This is a genomic window from Pectobacterium cacticida (genome assembly GCF_036885195.1).
Classification (GTDB): domain Bacteria; phylum Pseudomonadota; class Gammaproteobacteria; order Enterobacterales; family Enterobacteriaceae; genus Pectobacterium; species Pectobacterium cacticida.
Genome location: NZ_CP133656.1, coordinates 104,805 through 120,930, shown reverse-complemented (window position 1 = coordinate 120,930; position 16,126 = coordinate 104,805). Strand labels below are relative to the sequence as shown.

Genomic DNA, 16,126 nt, shown 5'->3' with positions numbered 1-16,126 from the left:
CTTAACGCCCCATTATAGCGACCGACGCAGACGAGCCACCGCTTCATGCATTTGCTCATCCGTTGCCGTCGCAAAAGACAAACGTAACGTTGAGTAATCGATATCCCCCGGGAAGAAAAATTCACCCGGCACAAAGACCACACCCTGCTCCAGCGTTTTCTTCAACCATTCTGTCGTATTGAAATCGTCCTGACGGAATTTCGCCCACAAGAACATTCCACCTTTCGGCGGGTTAAAGGTAATCACATCCCCCAGTTCCTGCTCAATCAGTTGAGCCAGCCGTTCACCTTTATGCCTATAGGCATGGCGAATTTTTTCGATCTGAGATTCCAAGCGGCCCAATCCCAGATAGCATTCCGCGACGGTCTGCGACAGCGAGCTGGCATGCAGGTCGGCAGCCTGTTTGATAATTGCCACCTTGTGCAACAGCCAATCCGGTAGAATCGTCCAGCCGAGACGTAGCCCCGGCGCCAGTACTTTGGAAAACGAAGAGGTATACAGTACGTTTTCCGTACTACCGGATGTCTCCTGCGCCAGCTGAAACAGCGTAGCATTGCGTTCTTCGGTAAAGCGCAATTCGCCATAGGGATCGTCTTCGATAATCACAAACCCGTAACGCTCCGCCAGCTTAACCAATTGCAGGCGACGTTCATGACTTAACGTCACGCCGCTTGGGTTGCCAAAGTTAGGGACGATATAAACCCCTTTGATGCGCTGCGTCTTCAGCAACGCTTCCAGCTCATCAACCACCATGCCGTCGGCATCAGACGACACCGACATCACCTGCGCCTGCGCCAATTGCAGCGTTTGTAACGCTGCCAGATACGTTGGTCGTTCAACGACGAACACATCGCCCGGATCGACCATCGCGCGCATTATCAGATCCAGCGCCTGCTGCGAACCCGCCGTCACCACAATATCTTCACCGCGCGTGTTAACGCCACGCACGGCGCACAGTTCGGCGATGCGATCGCGCAATACGCCACTCCCCTCAGTTAGACCATACTGGAATGCCGTTTTCGGCTGTTCGGTAATCGCTATTTGTGTCGCCTGGTGTAGCCCTTCAAAATCAAACAATGCATCCGACGGAATCCCTCCGGCCAGCGAGATAATATTTTCCATCTTGCTGTGTTTCAGCAGTTCGCGGATAGCGGAACTTTTTAGCTGAGCGATACGCTGCGCAAGCAACCCTTCAATGGCCATTTTTTCTTAACCCTTCTACGATATCAGGCCGGTGATCCGGCCTGATATCGACTCTCTATTAAAATTTATCTTATCCGCCCAGATAGGCCGAGCGTACCGCTTCATTAGCTAATAATGCCGCGCCGGTATCTTCCAACACGACATGACCGTTTTCAAGTACATAACCGCGGTCGGCCAATTTGAGCGCCTGATTTGCGTTTTGCTCTACGAGAAAGATGGTCATACCTTCTTCACGCAGTTGCTGGATCGTATCGAATATTTGCTGAATGATGATTGGCGCTAAGCCCAGCGATGGCTCATCGAGCAGGAGTAGCCGCGGCTGACTCATCAAGGCGCGGCCAATCGCCAGCATCTGTTGTTCACCGCCGGACATCGTGCCAGCACGCTGAGCGCGTCGCTCATACAGACGTGGAAACAGATCGTAGACGCGTGTAATGCGCGCTTGATAGTGATCGCGTTCAACAAAGAACCCCCCCCATCGCCAGATTTTCTTCTACCGTCATGCGGGAAAAAACACGGCGACCTTCCGGCACAATAGCAATCGCGTTACGCATAATCTGCGCCGTCTGCCAGTGGGTAATGTCTTTTCCGTCGAATGTAATAGTCCCTTCCGATGCCCGCGGGTCGCCGCACAGCGTGCCTAACAGCGTGGTTTTACCCGCACCGTTTGCCCCGATCAATGTAACAATCTCACCCTGGTTAATATGCAGGCTAACTTGATGCAATGCCTGAATTTTTCCGTAATGGGCCGAAACCCGATGTAATGACAGCATAAACGTTATCCTTCACCCAGATAGGCACGGATGACATCTGGGTTATTGCGAATTTCATCCGGCGTGCCTTGTGCCAGCGGCGTCCCCTGATTGACAACATAAATTCGATCGGAAATACCCATCACCAGTTTCATGTCGTGCTCAATCAGCAAAACGGACACCCGATGGTTATCGCGCAATTCCAAAATCAGTTGGTTTAACTCGTCGGTTTCTTTCGGATTGAGACCGGCAGCGGGTTCATCCAGCATCAGTAACTCAGGCCGCGTCACCATACAGCGAGCAATTTCCAGACGCCGCTGCTGACCGTATGCCAGATTCCCCGCCTGGCGATTTGCTAAATCCAGCAGGCCAATACGCTCCAACCACACTGCAGCGCGATCCTGTGCATCGGCTTCCGCACGACGAAAGCCCGGCGTTTTTAATAACCCGGCAAACACGCCGCTTTTCAGGTGCTGATGCTGCGCCACTAATAAATTTTCCACTACCGTCATTTCACGGAACAGTCGGACGTGCTGGAACGTTCGCACCACGCCCATGCGGGCGATGGTCTGTCCGGGCAGCCCTTCCAAGTGACGATCGCGCAGCATGATGGTGCCGCCGCTCGGGCGATAAAACCCTGTCAGGCAGTTAAATACCGTCGTTTTTCCGGCTCCATTTGGGCCGATCAACGAAACAATTTCGCCAGCATGAATATCCAGTTCTACGTTGTTGACTGCCAGTAGGCCGCCAAAACGCATCATCAGTCCTCTGACGGATAACAGTGGCTGCATCATGCTTGCTCTTCCTTCTTCGTCACTTCCAGCTTCATCTCAGGACGCTTCATTGGCAGCAGACCTTGCGGACGCCAGATCATCATTAACACCATTAACGCCCCCAGCAACAACATGCTGTATTCATTCAGGTCGCGCATCAGTTCGCGCGATACCACCAGCAGGATTGCCGCGAGAATAACCGCAAATTGCGAGCCCATACCGCCCAGAACCACAATAGCCAGCACAAAAGCAGATTCAGCAAACGTAAAAGATTCCGGGCTGACGAAGCCCTGACGCGCGGCAAACAGCGTACCAGCAAACCCGGCGAACGCGGCGCTAATAGTAAACGCCGTCAACTTGATGCGCGTTGGGCTTAGCCCCAGAGAGCGGCAGGCGATCTCATCATCGCGCAACGCTTCCCACGCCCGGCCCAGCGGCATCCGCAACAGGCGGTTTATCACAAACAGAGTCAGGACAACCAACAGGAGCGCAACTAAATAGAGGAAGATGATGCGATCGCTGGGATCGTATTTCAGGCCGAAGAAATTGTGGAATGTGTCCCAGCCGCCACTGCGGGCGCTACGGCTGAACTCCAAACCAAAGAAGGTCGGTTTAGGGATTTGGCTGATACCGTTCGGGCCACCGGTAATTTCGGTATTATTCAGCAATAGAATACGGACAATCTCTCCGAATCCAAGCGTCACAATCGCCAGATAGTCACCGCGCAAGCGCAGTACCGGGAACCCCAGCAGGAAACCCGACAGTGCCGCCGCCATGCCCGCCAGCGGCAGGCTTTCCCAGAAGCCTAATCCGTAATAATGGTTCAGTAATGCATAGGTATAAGCGCCAATAGCGTAAAACCCGCCGTAACCTAATACCAGCAACCCGGACAAACCCACCACTACGTTTAAACCCAGCCCCAACATCACGTAAATCAGCGTGAGAGTGGCAATATCCACCGTTCCGCGTGAGACCAGAAACGGCCAGGCGATAGCGGCGATAATCAATGCCGCAGCCAATACCTTCTGCCGCGGCGTACTGCCATCAAAACTCGGCAGCACCAGCGACGGCGTGGAAAATTTCTTGAGGTTTTGCTGGAAGAACGGACGGATCAGTTGGAAGAAGAACACGACGACGCAGCCTGCGCCAATCCAATACCAGCGGACTTTATCAGCGCCATGAACTACCAGTTTAGTGCCGTCCAGCGCCAGTTGCATACCCATTAAGAACGAGGCCAACACCAGCAACATAAGCGCGGAAACCAACGCATTAAACAGATTGAGCGATTTCATACTTTCTCAACCTCCGGGCGACCTAAGATGCCGGTTGGCATCACCAGCAGCACCACTATCAGCAACGCGAACGACACCGCATCTTTGTATTCTGTGCTCAGATAAGCGGACGTCAGCGCTTCGGCTACGCCCAGAATCAGCCCACCGATCATCGCGCCAGGGATGCTGCCGATTCCGCCCAGTACCGCTGCGGTAAAGGCTTTCATCCCGGCCATAAAGCCGATATAGGGGTTAATAACGCCGTAAAACTGCCCTAGCAGCACACCAGCAACGGCCGCCATGAGCGCGCCGATAACAAAGGTTAGGGAAATGACGCGATCGGTGCTAATACCCAGCAGACTTGCCATTTTCAAGTCTTCCGCGCAGGCGCGGCAGGCGCGTCCCATACGGGAATAGCGAATGAACAACGTCAGCGCCAGCATGGCGAGGAACGTAACAATCCAGATGGTCAACTGCATGGCACTAATGGTGGCGGCAAAACCATTACTCTCGCCCAGCACCCACTGACCGGTCACCAGACTCGGCAGCGCCACATCCCGTGATCCCTGATTCAGGCTGACATAGTTTTGCAGGAAAATTGACATCCCAATAGCGGAAATCAGCGCAATCAGACGCTTTGACGTTCGGACGGGCCGATAAGCGACTCGCTCGATACTCCAGCCATAGGCGCTGGAAATCACGACGGCGGCAATAAAAGCGACGCCAATCAGCAGCCAGCCGGTATCGATACCCATCATCATCAACGCCGCAATAACGATAAAGGAGACATAGCTACCGATCATGTAAACTTCGCCGTGCGCGAAGTTAATCATGCCGATAATGCCGTAAACCATGGTGTAACCAATGGCGATCAGCGCATAAGTGCTGCCCAACGTCAGACCGTTGAACATCTGCTGAAAAAAGTAAAGAAACTGCTCGGACATACCTTAACCTTACATGCTGCTCCCGCACCTTACGGCGTCGGGAGTGCCGGTATTGAGGGATTCGTTGTGGCACACACGCGGAAGACGGAAAATGCGTCCCACGTTGGGGAGAGGCAGATTACGGCACATTCACCCATCGTCTGCCCCGGTTTAAGGATTATTTCACGGCGCTAGACGTGCCGTCCTTGTGCCACTCAAATACGCCAAATTCAAACCCTTTCAGGTCACCTTTTTCATCCCAGCTTAATGGCCCCATCACGGTATCCACGGGATGTGCTTTCAGATCGGCGGCCAGTTTTTCCGGCTCATCGCTACCGGTACGAGTCATCGCCGTCGTCAGCGATTGCAACGCAGCGTAAGTCGTCCAGACAAACGGCCCCGTTGGATCCAGCTTTTTGGCTTTTAACGCATCGACGATCGGTTGGTTAGCCGGCACCTGATCATAGCGCTTCGGCAACGTCACCAGCATGCCTTCTGATGCATCGCCCGCGATATTAGACAGCGAAGCGTTACCCACGCCCTCTGGCCCCATGAATGTAGTGGTCATGCCAGCCTGGCGCGATTGGCGTAAAATCTGCCCCATTTCCGGGTAGTAACCGCCAAAATAAACAAAATCGACGTTCTCTTTCTTCAAACGTGCCACGAGAGTAGAAAAGTCTTTGTCACCCGCCGTCACCCCCTCAAACAGTACGACATTCGCACCCGCTTTTTTCAGGCTGTCCTGCACCGAGCGGGCCAGGCCTTCACCGTATTGCTGTTTATCATGCACCACAGCGATACGCTGCGGCTTGATGGTATCGACAATGTATTTTGCCGAGGTTGGCCCTTGATCGGAATCCAGGCCCGTCGTACGCAGCACCATGTTGTAACCACGCGTGGTCAAATCCGCGTTGGTTGCCGCGGGTGTAATCATGAGTACGCCTTCTTCCTCATAGATATCAGACGCCGGTTGTGTAGAAGAAGAACACAGATGGCCAATAACGTAGCGGATACCGTCGTTGATGACCTTATTCGCGACGGCCACGGCCTGTTTAGGATCGCATGCGTCATCATACTCAACACCAACCAACGTATTACCGTTTACGCCACCTTTAGCATTGATATCGGCAATGGCCTGACGTGCGCCAATAAACTCCATATCCCCATACTGCGCTACCGGCCCAGACATCGCGCCAACTACCGCGACCTTAATATCTTTAGCATTCACGGCATGACTCAACGCCATAGCCATACAGCCCATCAGCAATACGTTACCTTTACTAAATTTCATTCTTTTCACCCTATCTGCCATTATGGATATTGCCGAAAACCTGACCATCATCAGCCATAACCTGACTATTTTCCTATAAGTAAGAGTAGCTTAGGTTATTATTAGTAATAGTTTCTAATAAGGCTTTATTTTTCATATTATTAAACAGGAATTTTATGCTGCAAATCAACTAACACTAGCAGGAACAAGCAAAGCCAACAGAATAAAATACTAGGTTAATAACCCAGCAAAATATTTATTTATGGCTTAATATTCTAAATATTACGGAATATTGCGATATATTAATTGGAAAAATGGTCATTAAAAAAACATTTTCCCTATTAACATAAAGATTAGGTTACATAACGCTTTCGTTACAAGACAACGACATTATTCTTCACTCAAACATATTCTTCACTCAAACAATGGGGTGCCGATAAAAATGAAATTAACCGTTGAACGTCTTACCCGATTCAGTCCCCAGGATAAAATTGATCTGGCTAAGATTTGGCCCCACCAGAACATCGATTTACTCGAAGCTGAGCTCACCAGCGATCGACAACTCTTTATCGCTCGTTTTAACGATCGATTATTAGGCGGCGTACTGGTCGAGATTGAAGGTGAATATGCAGAATTGAGTGATCTGATGGTGCGTGAAGTCACGCGGCGACGTGGCGTAGGTCAACTGCTGATAGATGAAGCCCGTCGACAGATCCCCGAAGTTAATGAGTGGTGGCTGGCCACGGCTAATCATGCCGCAATCAAAGAAGATGTGCTGGCGCGGTTTATGGTGTCCTGCGGCTTCTCACCCGTATCCGGCGGCTGGCGCTACATTCGCCGACAAGAAACGTCACAGGTTTTCCCTGATGTTAACCCAGATCAACCAGGCTAACATCAGACACAGACAAAACGACCGGGCAGCGCCCGGTCGTATAACAAAGTGATGAAGAAGCCGAAATCAGGCTTCTATCGCCGCACGCAGTTTCTTCATCGCATTCTTTTCCAACTGGCGCACACGCTCCGCAGAAACCCCGTATTGATCGGCCAACTCCTGCAAGGTGGATTTGTTGTCATCATCCAGCCAGCGAGCGCGAATAATGTGCTGGCTGCGCTCATCCAATCCTTCCAGCGCGTAGGTAAGCTTATCGGCCGCATGCGTTTCCCAGTTATCTTCTTCAATGCCATCGGCAAAATCAGACGATTTATCCTGTAGGTAAAGCATTGGCGACATCGCTTTGCCATCATGCGACTCTTCTTCCGGTGTCGGATCAAACGTCATGTCCTGCGCCGCCATGCGGGATTCCATCTCACGCACATCTTTGCTGGTTACGCCAAGTTCACGCGCGACCAGATCGACCTCATCCTGATTAAACCAGCCGAGACGCGTTTTCGCCTTACGCAGGTTAAAGAACAGCTTACGCTGTGCTTTAGTGGTCGCTACCTTCACAATACGCCAGTTACGCAACACGTATTCATGAATTTCTGCCTTGATCCAGTGTACGGCGAAAGAAACCAGACGCACACCAACATCAGGATTGAAGCGACGTACCGCTTTCATCAGGCCGATATTCCCTTCCTGAATCAAATCCGCCTGCGGCAGACCATAGCCGGAATAGTTACGGGCAACGTGAATAACAAAACGCAGGTGCGACAGAATCAGGTGCTTAGCGGCATCCAGATCGCCCTGATAATGCAGCCGTTCAGCCAGCGCCCGCTCTTCCTCCGCCGTGAGCATCGGATAGGCATTGGCGGCACGAATATACCCTTCCAGACTGCCTTGGGGAACTAAGGTGAAAGTTTGCATATCTTTGGTCATTCAACCCTCTCAGTTGCTTTGCTGTTCATAATGCAGTTGACGCTATCCTAGCACTGCTTAGCCGCATCATTTTGCACGAAATGAGGCAACGTGCGGCACCGTAACACATAATTTACTGAACGCTTAAAATCAGTTTACTCAAATCTTAAAATCTGTCTATTCAGACTGTGATTTCGCTAGCAAGTTCCTATTATTTTATTCGTCCCATGCCGGAGATCAAGCGAGGAACAAAGGCACGGAGAGACAGAATAAAACTCAACGGAAGGAACAGGTGAAGAAATGTCGCCAGAGAAATCGCCCCTGTGACACAAGACGAATCACAGGGGAATAATCATAGCAGAAAACGCTTACTGCGGTGTAAAGCGGCGTAAATGTTGTACTGTCGCCAACCAAGCCGCCATCCAACCAATCATGCCGGCGATTAACAACAACAGCAGGGACTCATCCCACCCCAGCCCTTTGACGGCAAAGGTCGTTCCGAAAACAGCCGCGACCTGTGCCACTACTGCATCCAGTTTCCAGACTAATGCCTGCGATAAAATCAGTGACAACACCGCGCCGCCCACACCCATAGCCGCCCCACCGTTAAGAAATGGGCGCAGAATAAAACCGTCTGTCGCGCCAATCAACTTCATCACGTTGATCGTTTCACGGCGGCTGAAAATACTCAGGCGCACACTGTTACCTATCACTAAAAAGACGGCAACGACCATCAGGATGCCAATCGTTGCAGAAATTTGCCCCACCAGATTGGTCAGCGCAACTAACCGCGCAAACCAACTGTCGTCCATCCGTACTTCATCCACGCCCTGTGTCGCCGCTACACGATCGCGTAGCGTCATCAACGTCGCAGAGTCCTGAAAACCGATTTTCGGCGTGATGATCGCCACTGCGGGCAACGGATTCTCTTCCAGCATATCCAGCGCGCCGCCAAAACCAGACCAGTTGCGAAACTCACCCATCGCCTCATTGCGCGACAGATAATTCACTTTATCGACGCCATCTTCAGATTGCAGTTTCGTAATTACCGCCTGCGCCGCGTTGTCATCCAGCGATTTATCCAGATACACCGTCAGTTGCGGTGATGGATACCACTGCGTAGCAGCCTGACTCACGTTCTTCCATACCAGATAGCAGATGCTGGGCAACGCCAGCGAGATAGCAATGACCATAACCGTCAGAAAGGTCGCCAATGGCTGGCGCAGCATATCCGCCAACGTATTTGCCCAGGCATATCGCCATTGCTCCTGCCAGCCGCCGCGCAACGCTTTCGCTTTTGTTGTCGGCCTTTTCGCATTACGGACATTATTCGCCATCGTGGTTCCCCCCCACCATGCGGCCATCCGCCAGCCTCAGCACACGGTAATGACGACGGGCAATCAGCCCGGTATCATGCGTCGCCATCAGGACGGTGACGCCAACGCGGTTGAATTCTTCAAACAGGCGTAGAATGCCTTCCGACAAGGCATCGTCGAGATTACCCGTCGGTTCATCCGCCAGCAGCACGGCAGGTTTATTCACCACCGCGCGCGCGATGCCAACGCGTTGTTGTTCACCGCCTGACAGTTGAATCGGGTAGTTTTTCGCTTTATCCAGCAGGCCAACCTTATCCAAGGCGGCGGAAACCCGACGGCGGATGTCTTCACTGCTGGCCCCTGCGATAATGAGCGGCATCGCCACATTGTCATAGACCGTGCGATCCATTAACAGATGATGATCCTGGAAGATCATCCCGATCTGTCGTCTAAGGAACGGAACGTCGTTTTTTTTCAGGCGGCTGATATTGTGGCCACCAAACAAAATCTGCCCCGCACTGGGCCGTTCAATACCACAAATCAGCTTCAGCAGGGTGCTTTTCCCCGCGCCGGAATGCCCAGTCAGAAACGCCATTTCCGCCGGGCGCAGATGGAAATCCACCCCTTGCAATGCCTGGCGCCCACCGAGGTAAGCTTTACTGACTTGTTCAAAACGAATCATCCGTTTTAATCCTCTCGGGCAAAAAGTGCCTCAATAAAATCGTCGGCCTTGAAAGGCCGTAAATCTTCAATCCCTTCGCCTACCCCAATGTAGCGGATAGGAATCGCGAACTGATCGGCAATAGCGAAAATCACCCCGCCTTTCGCGGTTCCATCCAGCTTAGTCAAGGTAATGCCTGTTAGTCCAACCGCCTCATTAAACAGTCTTGCCTGACTCACCGCATTTTGTCCGGTGCTGGCGTCCAACGTCAGCATGACTTCATGCGGCGCATCCTCGTCCAGTTTCTTCATCACGCGCACAATCTTTTTCAATTCTTCCATCAGGTGCGCTTTGTTTTGTAAGCGCCCGGCGGTATCCGCGATCAGAACATCAACCCCGCGCGCTTTCGCTGCCTGAATCGCATCAAAAATCACCGATGCCGAATCCGCCCCGGTATGCTGTGCTACCACGGCAACATTGTTACGCTGTCCCCACACCTGAAGCTGCTCGACCGCAGCGGCACGGAAGGTATCGCCTGCCGCCAACATGACTGATTTACCCTGTGCCTGAAACTGACGTGCCATTTTCCCGATGGTGGTAGTTTTGCCCACGCCATTCACACCGACCATCAGAATGACATACGGCGTTTTACCGTCAACATTCAGCGGCGCATCAACTTTAGCAAGGATCTGCGCCATTTCTTCTTTTAGCTTCACAAAAAGCGTATCAGCATCTTTCAACTGGCGACGACTGGCGTGCTCGGTCAGGCTGTCGATAATCTTACGGGTCGTCTCGACGCCGACATCCGCAATCAGTAATTGCTCCTCCAACTCATCAAACAAATCATCGTCGATTTTCTTGCCACGAAACAATCCGATAAATCCTGAACCGAGATTCTGGCGCGTTTTGACCAGACTACGTTTCAGACGCGCGAAGAAACCTTCTTTCGTTGGACGCTCCTGCTCCTGTGTCATGACGGGCGGCTCTTCCTGCAACAGGTTTTCCGGTTCTTCGGCCTGTTTTTCTGATGGCGCCGCGTCTGGCTCTATCGCGGTCACAGTGATGTCTTGCCCGGCGATGGACGCCGCCTGTTTTTCCGCCTCAATCGCTATCTTTTCTTCAATGACAGGGACATCCGACACGTGTTGCGTAGACTCTGCGCTCTGGTGAGTCAACGCCGCATCCTCCGGCTCCACCGCTGACGGCAGCTCCTGTGGATTTTCTTCCTGCTTCCCTAGGCCGAGCCAGGAAAAAAAACCGCGTTTTTTTTCTTTTGACATATACGATCGCGCTCCACGCTGCTCACCGCAGCGAATCAATCAATGAAAATCATCTTTAAACCACGAGTTTAACACTTTCCCACCGACAGCAACACGCAGCCAACAGGCGCGGCGACAGACCATGCGCCCTTCGCCAATCTTCTTCGCTGCGCCTGACACGTTGCCAAGGAAGGCCCTACTCGTAATGAAATGCGCCAAACACCGCAGACGGAGAAATGTTGGGTGGCGCACGTTTACGCCCATCTTAACATTCCCTCTACAGGTAACCGCCGCTAGAATAGCGCCTGAAATCACGGCCCATATCGACATGATGAGCGTGCGGGCACTACAACAACCCAGTGAGCTATGGCGAAAAAAAATGCATCATCGGCCGCCGGACAAATCCGAATCATCGGGGGTCAATGGCGCGGCAGAAAACTTCCGGTTCCCGATAGTCCCGGTTTACGCCCCACCACCGATCGCGTGCGGGAAACGTTATTTAACTGGCTGGCGCCCGTCATTCAGCAGGCGCGTTGCCTGGATTGCTTTGCCGGTAGCGGCGCGCTTGGGCTGGAAGCGCTTTCCCGTTATGCGGCCCATGCTACATTATTGGAAATGGAGCGCACCGTTGCTCAGCAGTTAACACAAAATCTGGCATTGCTTCGCGCAGAAAATGCCGACGTGATCAATACCGATGCACTAAACTGGCTAGCGAAGCCGGGCACCCCCTTTGACGTCGTGTTTCTCGACCCGCCGTTTCGTAAAGCGCTGCTAAATAGCACGCTTGATCTACTGGAACGGCACAACTGGCTAACGCCAGATGCGTGGATTTACGTAGAAACCGAAGCAGAGAATGCACAATTGGCTATTCCAGAGAATTGGCATCTGCATCGCGAGAAAGTCGCGGGTCAGGTCGCCTACCGTTTGTACATTCGTCAATGAACGTCGCAGCAACGTAAGGGGGAGAAATGATTTTGATTAACCTTGGCAGATTATTGATGCTGGGCGTGTGGGGATTTCTATTGCTTAACCTGATCCAGCCGTTTCCCCGGCCGTTAAATATCTTTATGACCGTGGCGATGCTGTTCATGATCCTGATGCATGGTTTTCAACTGCTACTATTAAAATCCAGCCAGCCGAAAGACAGCCCTACGCTGAGCCGCGCACTACAGGCACGCATCTTCCTCTTTGGCGTATTTGAACTGCTGGCGTGGCAGAAAAAACAGCCCAAGCTACCGAGATCATAACAACTGCATCGCCCCAACGGCTAATACCCGCAACCGAGAGAACACGCTCATCAGAACTTCTTACCCGGCAGATAAGGGAACACGGTCACGTTATCACCTAATTCAGAAATACGGGCGCTGCCTTTTTCCGTTACGGCATCAATGCGTATGATTGCCTGTAGCGGGATAAAGCTGCGGCTGACGCCTGAGAATTCCGTTTTCAATTTCTCCGTTGACGGATCAACCAACACCGTCGATTGGCTATCAAACACGAAATCGGCGATTTCAATAAAACCGAACAGGCTACTTTGAACCAATTCGCGCACGTAAAGTTGGTAATTTTTACCGTTATTTATGAATTGGATACGATAAAGCGCAGATTCATTACTCATTCAATACCATGCTCCCTTAGAAATGTCGCAGCGTAAAAACGGGCGATAACATAGCATGAAGCCTACGAAAGGCGCATCTGCCCTGCCCCTGTTGTTTAACTTCCTCACGATCCCCTACACTGAATGAAGAACGGTTTATTTTTATCCTGACGCCAATAAAAACACAAAAGGACACACTATGCTTTGGTCATTTATTGCGGTGCTTTTTTCCGGTTGGTTATATGTGGATGCCAGCTATCGTGGCCCAGCCTGGCAACGCTGGTTATTCAAACCTGTCACCATGCTACTGTTGTTGGCTCTCGCCTGGCAGACGCCGCTGCTTGATGTGCCGGGTTATCTGGTTGTGCTGGGGCTGTTGGCGACGCTGGCGGCGGATACCCTGTTGCTACTTCCCGCTCAGCGCCTACTCTACGCGTTCGGCGCCTATTTTCTCTCCCATCTGCTGTACACCGTCAGTTTTTTTGTCGGACAAGCTACGTTTACATTCTTCTGGCCGTTAGCATTAACGCTCGTCATTCTAGCCTCAGTATTCATTGCCGTTATCTGGGGGCGCTTGGATGCACAGCGCTGGCCTGTCTGCGCATTTATCATTATGACGACACTGATGGTCTGGGTTGCTGGCGAACGGTATTTCGCACTGGGAACCAACGCGAATTTCTCCCTGCTGACAGGCGCTGCTCTCTTGTTTATCGCTCATGCAACCTGGCTCATTCATCACTACCGCTTCCCGTTCCGCGCCCATCAGGCGATCGTCGCGGCGGGTTATTTTGGCGGCCATTTCCTCATTGTTCGCTCCCTCTATTATTTCTGATGATGCGCCACTCACGAAAGAGTGGCGAAGTATTGAGCGACGGTGTACAGTTTCCAATGAGAATCACTATCATTAATACTGCAATCACTATCGTCGATACTACAGGAGAAGACTATGCACACACATCAACACCATCGTGCCGAGATATCCGCGTGTGGTAGTAAACGTGCTCAGCCTGCGTCACACAATACGAAAAGCTGCTGCAATCAGCACTCGCAGCATTCGAACCATGCCGATCACAGCTGCTGTTCAACCAGGCGTACATCCGCCGTTGCCGCCGTGCAGGCTCCAGGCAGTACCGAGCCACACGCATCAGACAGTAGCGGTAGCGCCGATTCGGACGATCCCGACAGCGACGACAGCGACAGGCCCCGCTCCAACCAGCGTTTTAGCTGGAAAATCAGCGGAATGGATTGTCCCAGCTGCGCACGTAAAATCGAAAATGCAGTAAAAAATCTCACCGGAATTGAACAAGCCAGAGTGCTATTCTCCACCGAAAAACTGGTGGTTGACGCCAATACCGATATTCGTCCCCAGGTTCAACATGCGGTTCGGCAAGCCGGTTTCACCTTGCAGGACACCACTCTACCTATTACCTCCTCCAGCACCTCATCGCTACAACGCGTCGTGCGGGAATATGGCGTCTTACTCCTTTTCTCGTTGCTGACGGCGGCAAGCTGGGGATTATCCCTATTTAACGAGCGCAGCGGGCAGATGGCGTTTATTGCCGCCACGTTGATAGGCCTGGCCCCGATAGTAAAAAAAGCAATACAGTTGATTCGATCGGGAACGCCCTTCGCGATTGAAACGCTAATGAGCGTAGCCTCCATCGGTGCGCTCCTGATTGGCGCCACTATCGAGGCTACTGTTATCTTGTGGCTGTTTATGCTGGGCGAGTATTTGGAGTCCTACGCCGCAAACCGCGCCAGACGCGGCGTAACGGCACTGATGGCGCTGCTGCCTGAAGAAGCAACGGTCATCAACAACGGGCAACGACGCCTCGTAGCGGTTGCCCGTCTGGTTCCCGGCGATATCATTGAAGTCGCCCCCGGCGGACGACTTCCGGCCGATGCGGAATTATTGAATAGCGACGCCAGTTTTGATGAAAGCGCCCTGACGGGCGAATCGCTTCCCGTCGAGCGAACTCCCGGTGAAAAAATTGCTGCAGGTAGCCTGTGTGTCGATCGCGTCGTACAGTTGCGCGTAGTGTCGCAGCCGGGCAACAACGCCATCGACCGTATTTTGCAACTGATTGAAGAAGCGGAAGAACGCCGTGCACCGATAGAACGTTTCTTGGATAAATTCAGCCGTTACTACACGCCTGCCATCATGCTGCTGTCGCTATTGGTGATTCTCGTGCCGCCCTTGCTGCTCGCACAACCGTGGCAAGAATGGATTTATCGCGGCCTGACTCTGCTATTAATTGGTTGTCCGTGCGCACTCGTGATCTCAACCCCTGCGGCGATTACATCCGGCCTGGCGGCGGCAACGCGGCGCGGCGCGCTCATCAAAGGTGGCGCAGCGCTGGAATCACTGGGCAATATTAAGATTGTCGCGTTTGATAAAACCGGCACGCTAACGCAAGGCAAACCCCAGGTGACGGACGTGTTGCCCGCTGCCGGCGTAAGCGAAGCTGCGCTACTGGCGCGGACCGCCGCCGTGGAATCCGGTTCGCACCACCCATTAGCTAAGGCGATTGTCCAGCACGCATTATCCCGCAGTACATTTTTACCGCTGGCGGAAAATCGTAAAGCGCTGGCCGGTGTGGGGGTTGAGGGGACAATAGGCGGCAAACGGATTCAGGTCAGCGCACCGACTCGCGTCGCCCCCGATGTGCTTGGCATCGACTGGCTACAACGCGTTAGCGCTCTGGAGAACGAGGGGAAAACCGTCGTCATCGTGCAAGAAGATGGCAAGTTGCTCGGCGCGTTGGCGCTGAGCGATACACTGCGCCACGATGCGCGTGAAGCGCTGGAAGCCTTACAGCGACTGGGGGTCCGTGGCGTCATGCTCACTGGCGACAATCCGCGCGCGGCAGCGACGATTGCCGCATCCCTAGGCATCGATTACCGCGCCAGTCTTCTCCCAGCCGATAAGGTTACCGCCGTCAGCGAACTGAGTCAGCATCATCCTGTCGCGATGGTTGGTGACGGCATCAACGACGCACCGGCGATGAAAGCCGCCACTATTGGCATCGCGATGGGGAGCGGTACGGATGTGGCGCTGGAAACCGCCGATGCGGCCTTAACCCACAGCCGTCTGACCGGATTGCCCGCCATGATTAGCCTATCGCGGGCGACACAGCGTAATATTCGTCAGAACATTACGATTGCACTAGGGCTGAAAGCGATATTTCTGGTCACCAGTGTTCTGGGTATCACCGGGCTGTGGCTGGCGGTGCTGGCGGATTCCGGCGCAACGGCGCTGGTTACCGCTAATGCGCTGCGGCTGCTGAGAAAACAGGACTGATATTA

At 52.8% G+C, this 16,126-nt stretch carries 15 protein-coding genes and 1 pseudogene; 5 read left to right on the top strand and 11 right to left on the bottom strand.

Features of this window, described 5'->3' with window-relative positions; translation table 11 throughout:
• Positions 1–12 precede the first annotated feature (12 nt).
• The 6 genes and pseudogenes from RFN81_RS00540 to RFN81_RS00515 form a co-directional block, all read right to left on the bottom strand.
• Positions 13–1,203 (bottom strand): PLP-dependent aminotransferase family protein, encoded by a 1,191-nt coding sequence (locus RFN81_RS00540; RefSeq protein WP_264497327.1) that lies wholly within the window; start codon positions 1,201–1,203, stop codon positions 13–15.
• 70 nt (positions 1,204–1,273) lie between these two features.
• Positions 1,274–1,976: pseudogene (livF, locus tag RFN81_RS00535) on the bottom strand (high-affinity branched-chain amino acid ABC transporter ATP-binding protein LivF).
• 5 nt (positions 1,977–1,981) lie between these two features.
• Positions 1,982–2,749 carry a high-affinity branched-chain amino acid ABC transporter ATP-binding protein LivG gene (livG, locus tag RFN81_RS00530; protein ID WP_264497326.1) on the bottom strand — a complete coding sequence of 256 codons (768 nt, stop codon included), beginning with the start codon at positions 2,747–2,749 and terminating at the stop codon, positions 1,982–1,984.
• Entirely contained in the window at positions 2,746–4,020 is a 1,275-nt protein-coding gene (locus RFN81_RS00525) for a high-affinity branched-chain amino acid ABC transporter permease LivM (RefSeq protein WP_264497325.1), read from the bottom strand. The genes livG and RFN81_RS00525 overlap by 4 nt, the downstream gene beginning before the upstream one ends.
• Positions 4,017–4,943 (bottom strand): high-affinity branched-chain amino acid ABC transporter permease LivH, encoded by a 927-nt coding sequence (gene livH / locus RFN81_RS00520; RefSeq protein ID WP_264497324.1) that lies wholly within the window; start codon positions 4,941–4,943, stop codon positions 4,017–4,019. The genes RFN81_RS00525 and livH overlap by 4 nt, the downstream gene beginning before the upstream one ends.
• Positions 4,944–5,100: 157 nt before the next feature.
• Positions 5,101–6,213 carry a branched-chain amino acid ABC transporter substrate-binding protein gene (locus tag RFN81_RS00515; protein WP_264497323.1) on the bottom strand — a complete coding sequence of 371 codons (1,113 nt, stop codon included), beginning with the start codon at positions 6,211–6,213 and terminating at the stop codon, positions 5,101–5,103.
• 421 nt (positions 6,214–6,634) lie between these two features.
• Here RFN81_RS00515 and panM point away from each other — a divergent pair, with 421 nt between their 5' ends.
• A complete protein-coding gene (panM, locus tag RFN81_RS00510) occupies positions 6,635–7,084 on the top strand; it encodes an aspartate 1-decarboxylase autocleavage activator PanM (RefSeq protein WP_264497322.1) in 450 nt (149 codons plus the stop codon).
• 66 nt (positions 7,085–7,150) lie between these two features.
• On the opposite strand, the gene rpoH is transcribed toward panM, so the two are convergent.
• From rpoH to ftsY, 4 genes are all read right to left on the bottom strand, one after another.
• Positions 7,151–8,008, bottom strand: coding sequence for an RNA polymerase sigma factor RpoH (gene rpoH / locus RFN81_RS00505; protein ID WP_264497321.1), 858 nt, complete (start codon positions 8,006–8,008; stop codon positions 7,151–7,153).
• A gap of 347 nt (positions 8,009–8,355) precedes the next feature.
• On the bottom strand, positions 8,356–9,324 hold the full coding sequence (gene ftsX / locus RFN81_RS00500; RefSeq protein ID WP_264497320.1) for a permease-like cell division protein FtsX: 969 nt from the start codon (positions 9,322–9,324) through the stop codon (positions 8,356–8,358).
• Positions 9,314–9,985, bottom strand: a complete 672-nt coding sequence (ftsE, locus tag RFN81_RS00495) for a cell division ATP-binding protein FtsE (protein WP_264497319.1) — start codon at positions 9,983–9,985, stop codon at positions 9,314–9,316. Before ftsE ends, ftsX begins: the two co-directional genes overlap by 11 nt.
• A 5-nt stretch (positions 9,986–9,990) precedes the next feature.
• Positions 9,991–11,244: a signal recognition particle-docking protein FtsY gene (gene ftsY / locus RFN81_RS00490; RefSeq protein WP_264497318.1), complete on the bottom strand. Its 1,254-nt coding sequence runs from the start codon at positions 11,242–11,244 to the stop codon at positions 9,991–9,993.
• A gap of 345 nt (positions 11,245–11,589) precedes the next feature.
• On the opposite strand from ftsY, the gene rsmD reads away from it, so the two are divergent.
• Positions 11,590–12,165, top strand: a complete 576-nt coding sequence (rsmD, locus tag RFN81_RS00485) for a 16S rRNA (guanine(966)-N(2))-methyltransferase (protein WP_264497317.1) — start codon at positions 11,590–11,592, stop codon at positions 12,163–12,165.
• A 26-nt stretch (positions 12,166–12,191) separates the two neighbouring features.
• Positions 12,192–12,470, top strand: coding sequence for a DUF1145 family protein (locus RFN81_RS00480; RefSeq protein ID WP_264497316.1), 279 nt, complete (start codon positions 12,192–12,194; stop codon positions 12,468–12,470).
• A 50-nt stretch (positions 12,471–12,520) separates the two neighbouring features.
• On the opposite strand, the gene RFN81_RS00475 is transcribed toward RFN81_RS00480, so the two are convergent.
• Complete coding sequence (locus RFN81_RS00475) at positions 12,521–12,841, bottom strand: DUF1820 family protein (RefSeq protein WP_264497315.1); 321 nt, start codon at positions 12,839–12,841, stop codon at positions 12,521–12,523.
• 178 nt (positions 12,842–13,019) lie between these two features.
• Between RFN81_RS00475 and RFN81_RS00470 the strand changes: the two genes are divergently transcribed.
• On the top strand, positions 13,020–13,652 hold the full coding sequence (locus tag RFN81_RS00470) for a lysoplasmalogenase (protein WP_264497314.1): 633 nt from the start codon (positions 13,020–13,022) through the stop codon (positions 13,650–13,652).
• A 114-nt stretch (positions 13,653–13,766) separates the two neighbouring features.
• The gene (locus RFN81_RS00465; RefSeq protein ID WP_264497313.1) at positions 13,767–16,121 is read left to right on the top strand and encodes a zinc/cadmium/mercury/lead-transporting ATPase; all 2,355 of its coding nucleotides are present in this window, start codon (positions 13,767–13,769) and stop codon (positions 16,119–16,121) included.
• Positions 16,122–16,126: the final 5 nt, after the last annotated feature.

What these genes read in the sequence shown, in the direction of transcription:
- ftsY (WP_264497318.1), bottom strand. Translation starts at nt 11,244, where the DNA reads ATGTCAAAAGAAAAAAAACGCGGTTTTTTTTCCTGGCTCGGCCTAGGG.
- livH (WP_264497324.1), bottom strand. Translation starts at nt 4,943, where the DNA reads ATGTCCGAGCAGTTTCTTTACTTTTTTCAGCAGATGTTCAACGGTCTG.
- panM (WP_264497322.1), top strand. Translation starts at nt 6,635, where the DNA reads ATGAAATTAACCGTTGAACGTCTTACCCGATTCAGTCCCCAGGATAAA.
- ftsE (WP_264497319.1), bottom strand. Translation starts at nt 9,985, where the DNA reads ATGATTCGTTTTGAACAAGTCAGTAAAGCTTACCTCGGTGGGCGCCAG.
- RFN81_RS00480 (WP_264497316.1), top strand. Translation starts at nt 12,192, where the DNA reads ATGATTTTGATTAACCTTGGCAGATTATTGATGCTGGGCGTGTGGGGA.
- RFN81_RS00470 (WP_264497314.1), top strand. Translation starts at nt 13,020, where the DNA reads ATGCTTTGGTCATTTATTGCGGTGCTTTTTTCCGGTTGGTTATATGTG.
- RFN81_RS00540 (WP_264497327.1), bottom strand. Translation starts at nt 1,203, where the DNA reads ATGGCCATTGAAGGGTTGCTTGCGCAGCGTATCGCTCAGCTAAAAAGT.
- RFN81_RS00515 (WP_264497323.1), bottom strand. Translation starts at nt 6,213, where the DNA reads ATGAAATTTAGTAAAGGTAACGTATTGCTGATGGGCTGTATGGCTATG.
- ftsX (WP_264497320.1), bottom strand. Translation starts at nt 9,324, where the DNA reads ATGGCGAATAATGTCCGTAATGCGAAAAGGCCGACAACAAAAGCGAAA.
- RFN81_RS00475 (WP_264497315.1), bottom strand. Translation starts at nt 12,841, where the DNA reads ATGAGTAATGAATCTGCGCTTTATCGTATCCAATTCATAAATAACGGT.
- RFN81_RS00525 (WP_264497325.1), bottom strand. Translation starts at nt 4,020, where the DNA reads ATGAAATCGCTCAATCTGTTTAATGCGTTGGTTTCCGCGCTTATGTTG.
- rpoH (WP_264497321.1), bottom strand. Translation starts at nt 8,008, where the DNA reads ATGACCAAAGATATGCAAACTTTCACCTTAGTTCCCCAAGGCAGTCTG.
- rsmD (WP_264497317.1), top strand. Translation starts at nt 11,590, where the DNA reads ATGGCGAAAAAAAATGCATCATCGGCCGCCGGACAAATCCGAATCATC.
- RFN81_RS00465 (WP_264497313.1), top strand. Translation starts at nt 13,767, where the DNA reads ATGCACACACATCAACACCATCGTGCCGAGATATCCGCGTGTGGTAGT.
- livG (WP_264497326.1), bottom strand. Translation starts at nt 2,749, where the DNA reads ATGATGCAGCCACTGTTATCCGTCAGAGGACTGATGATGCGTTTTGGC.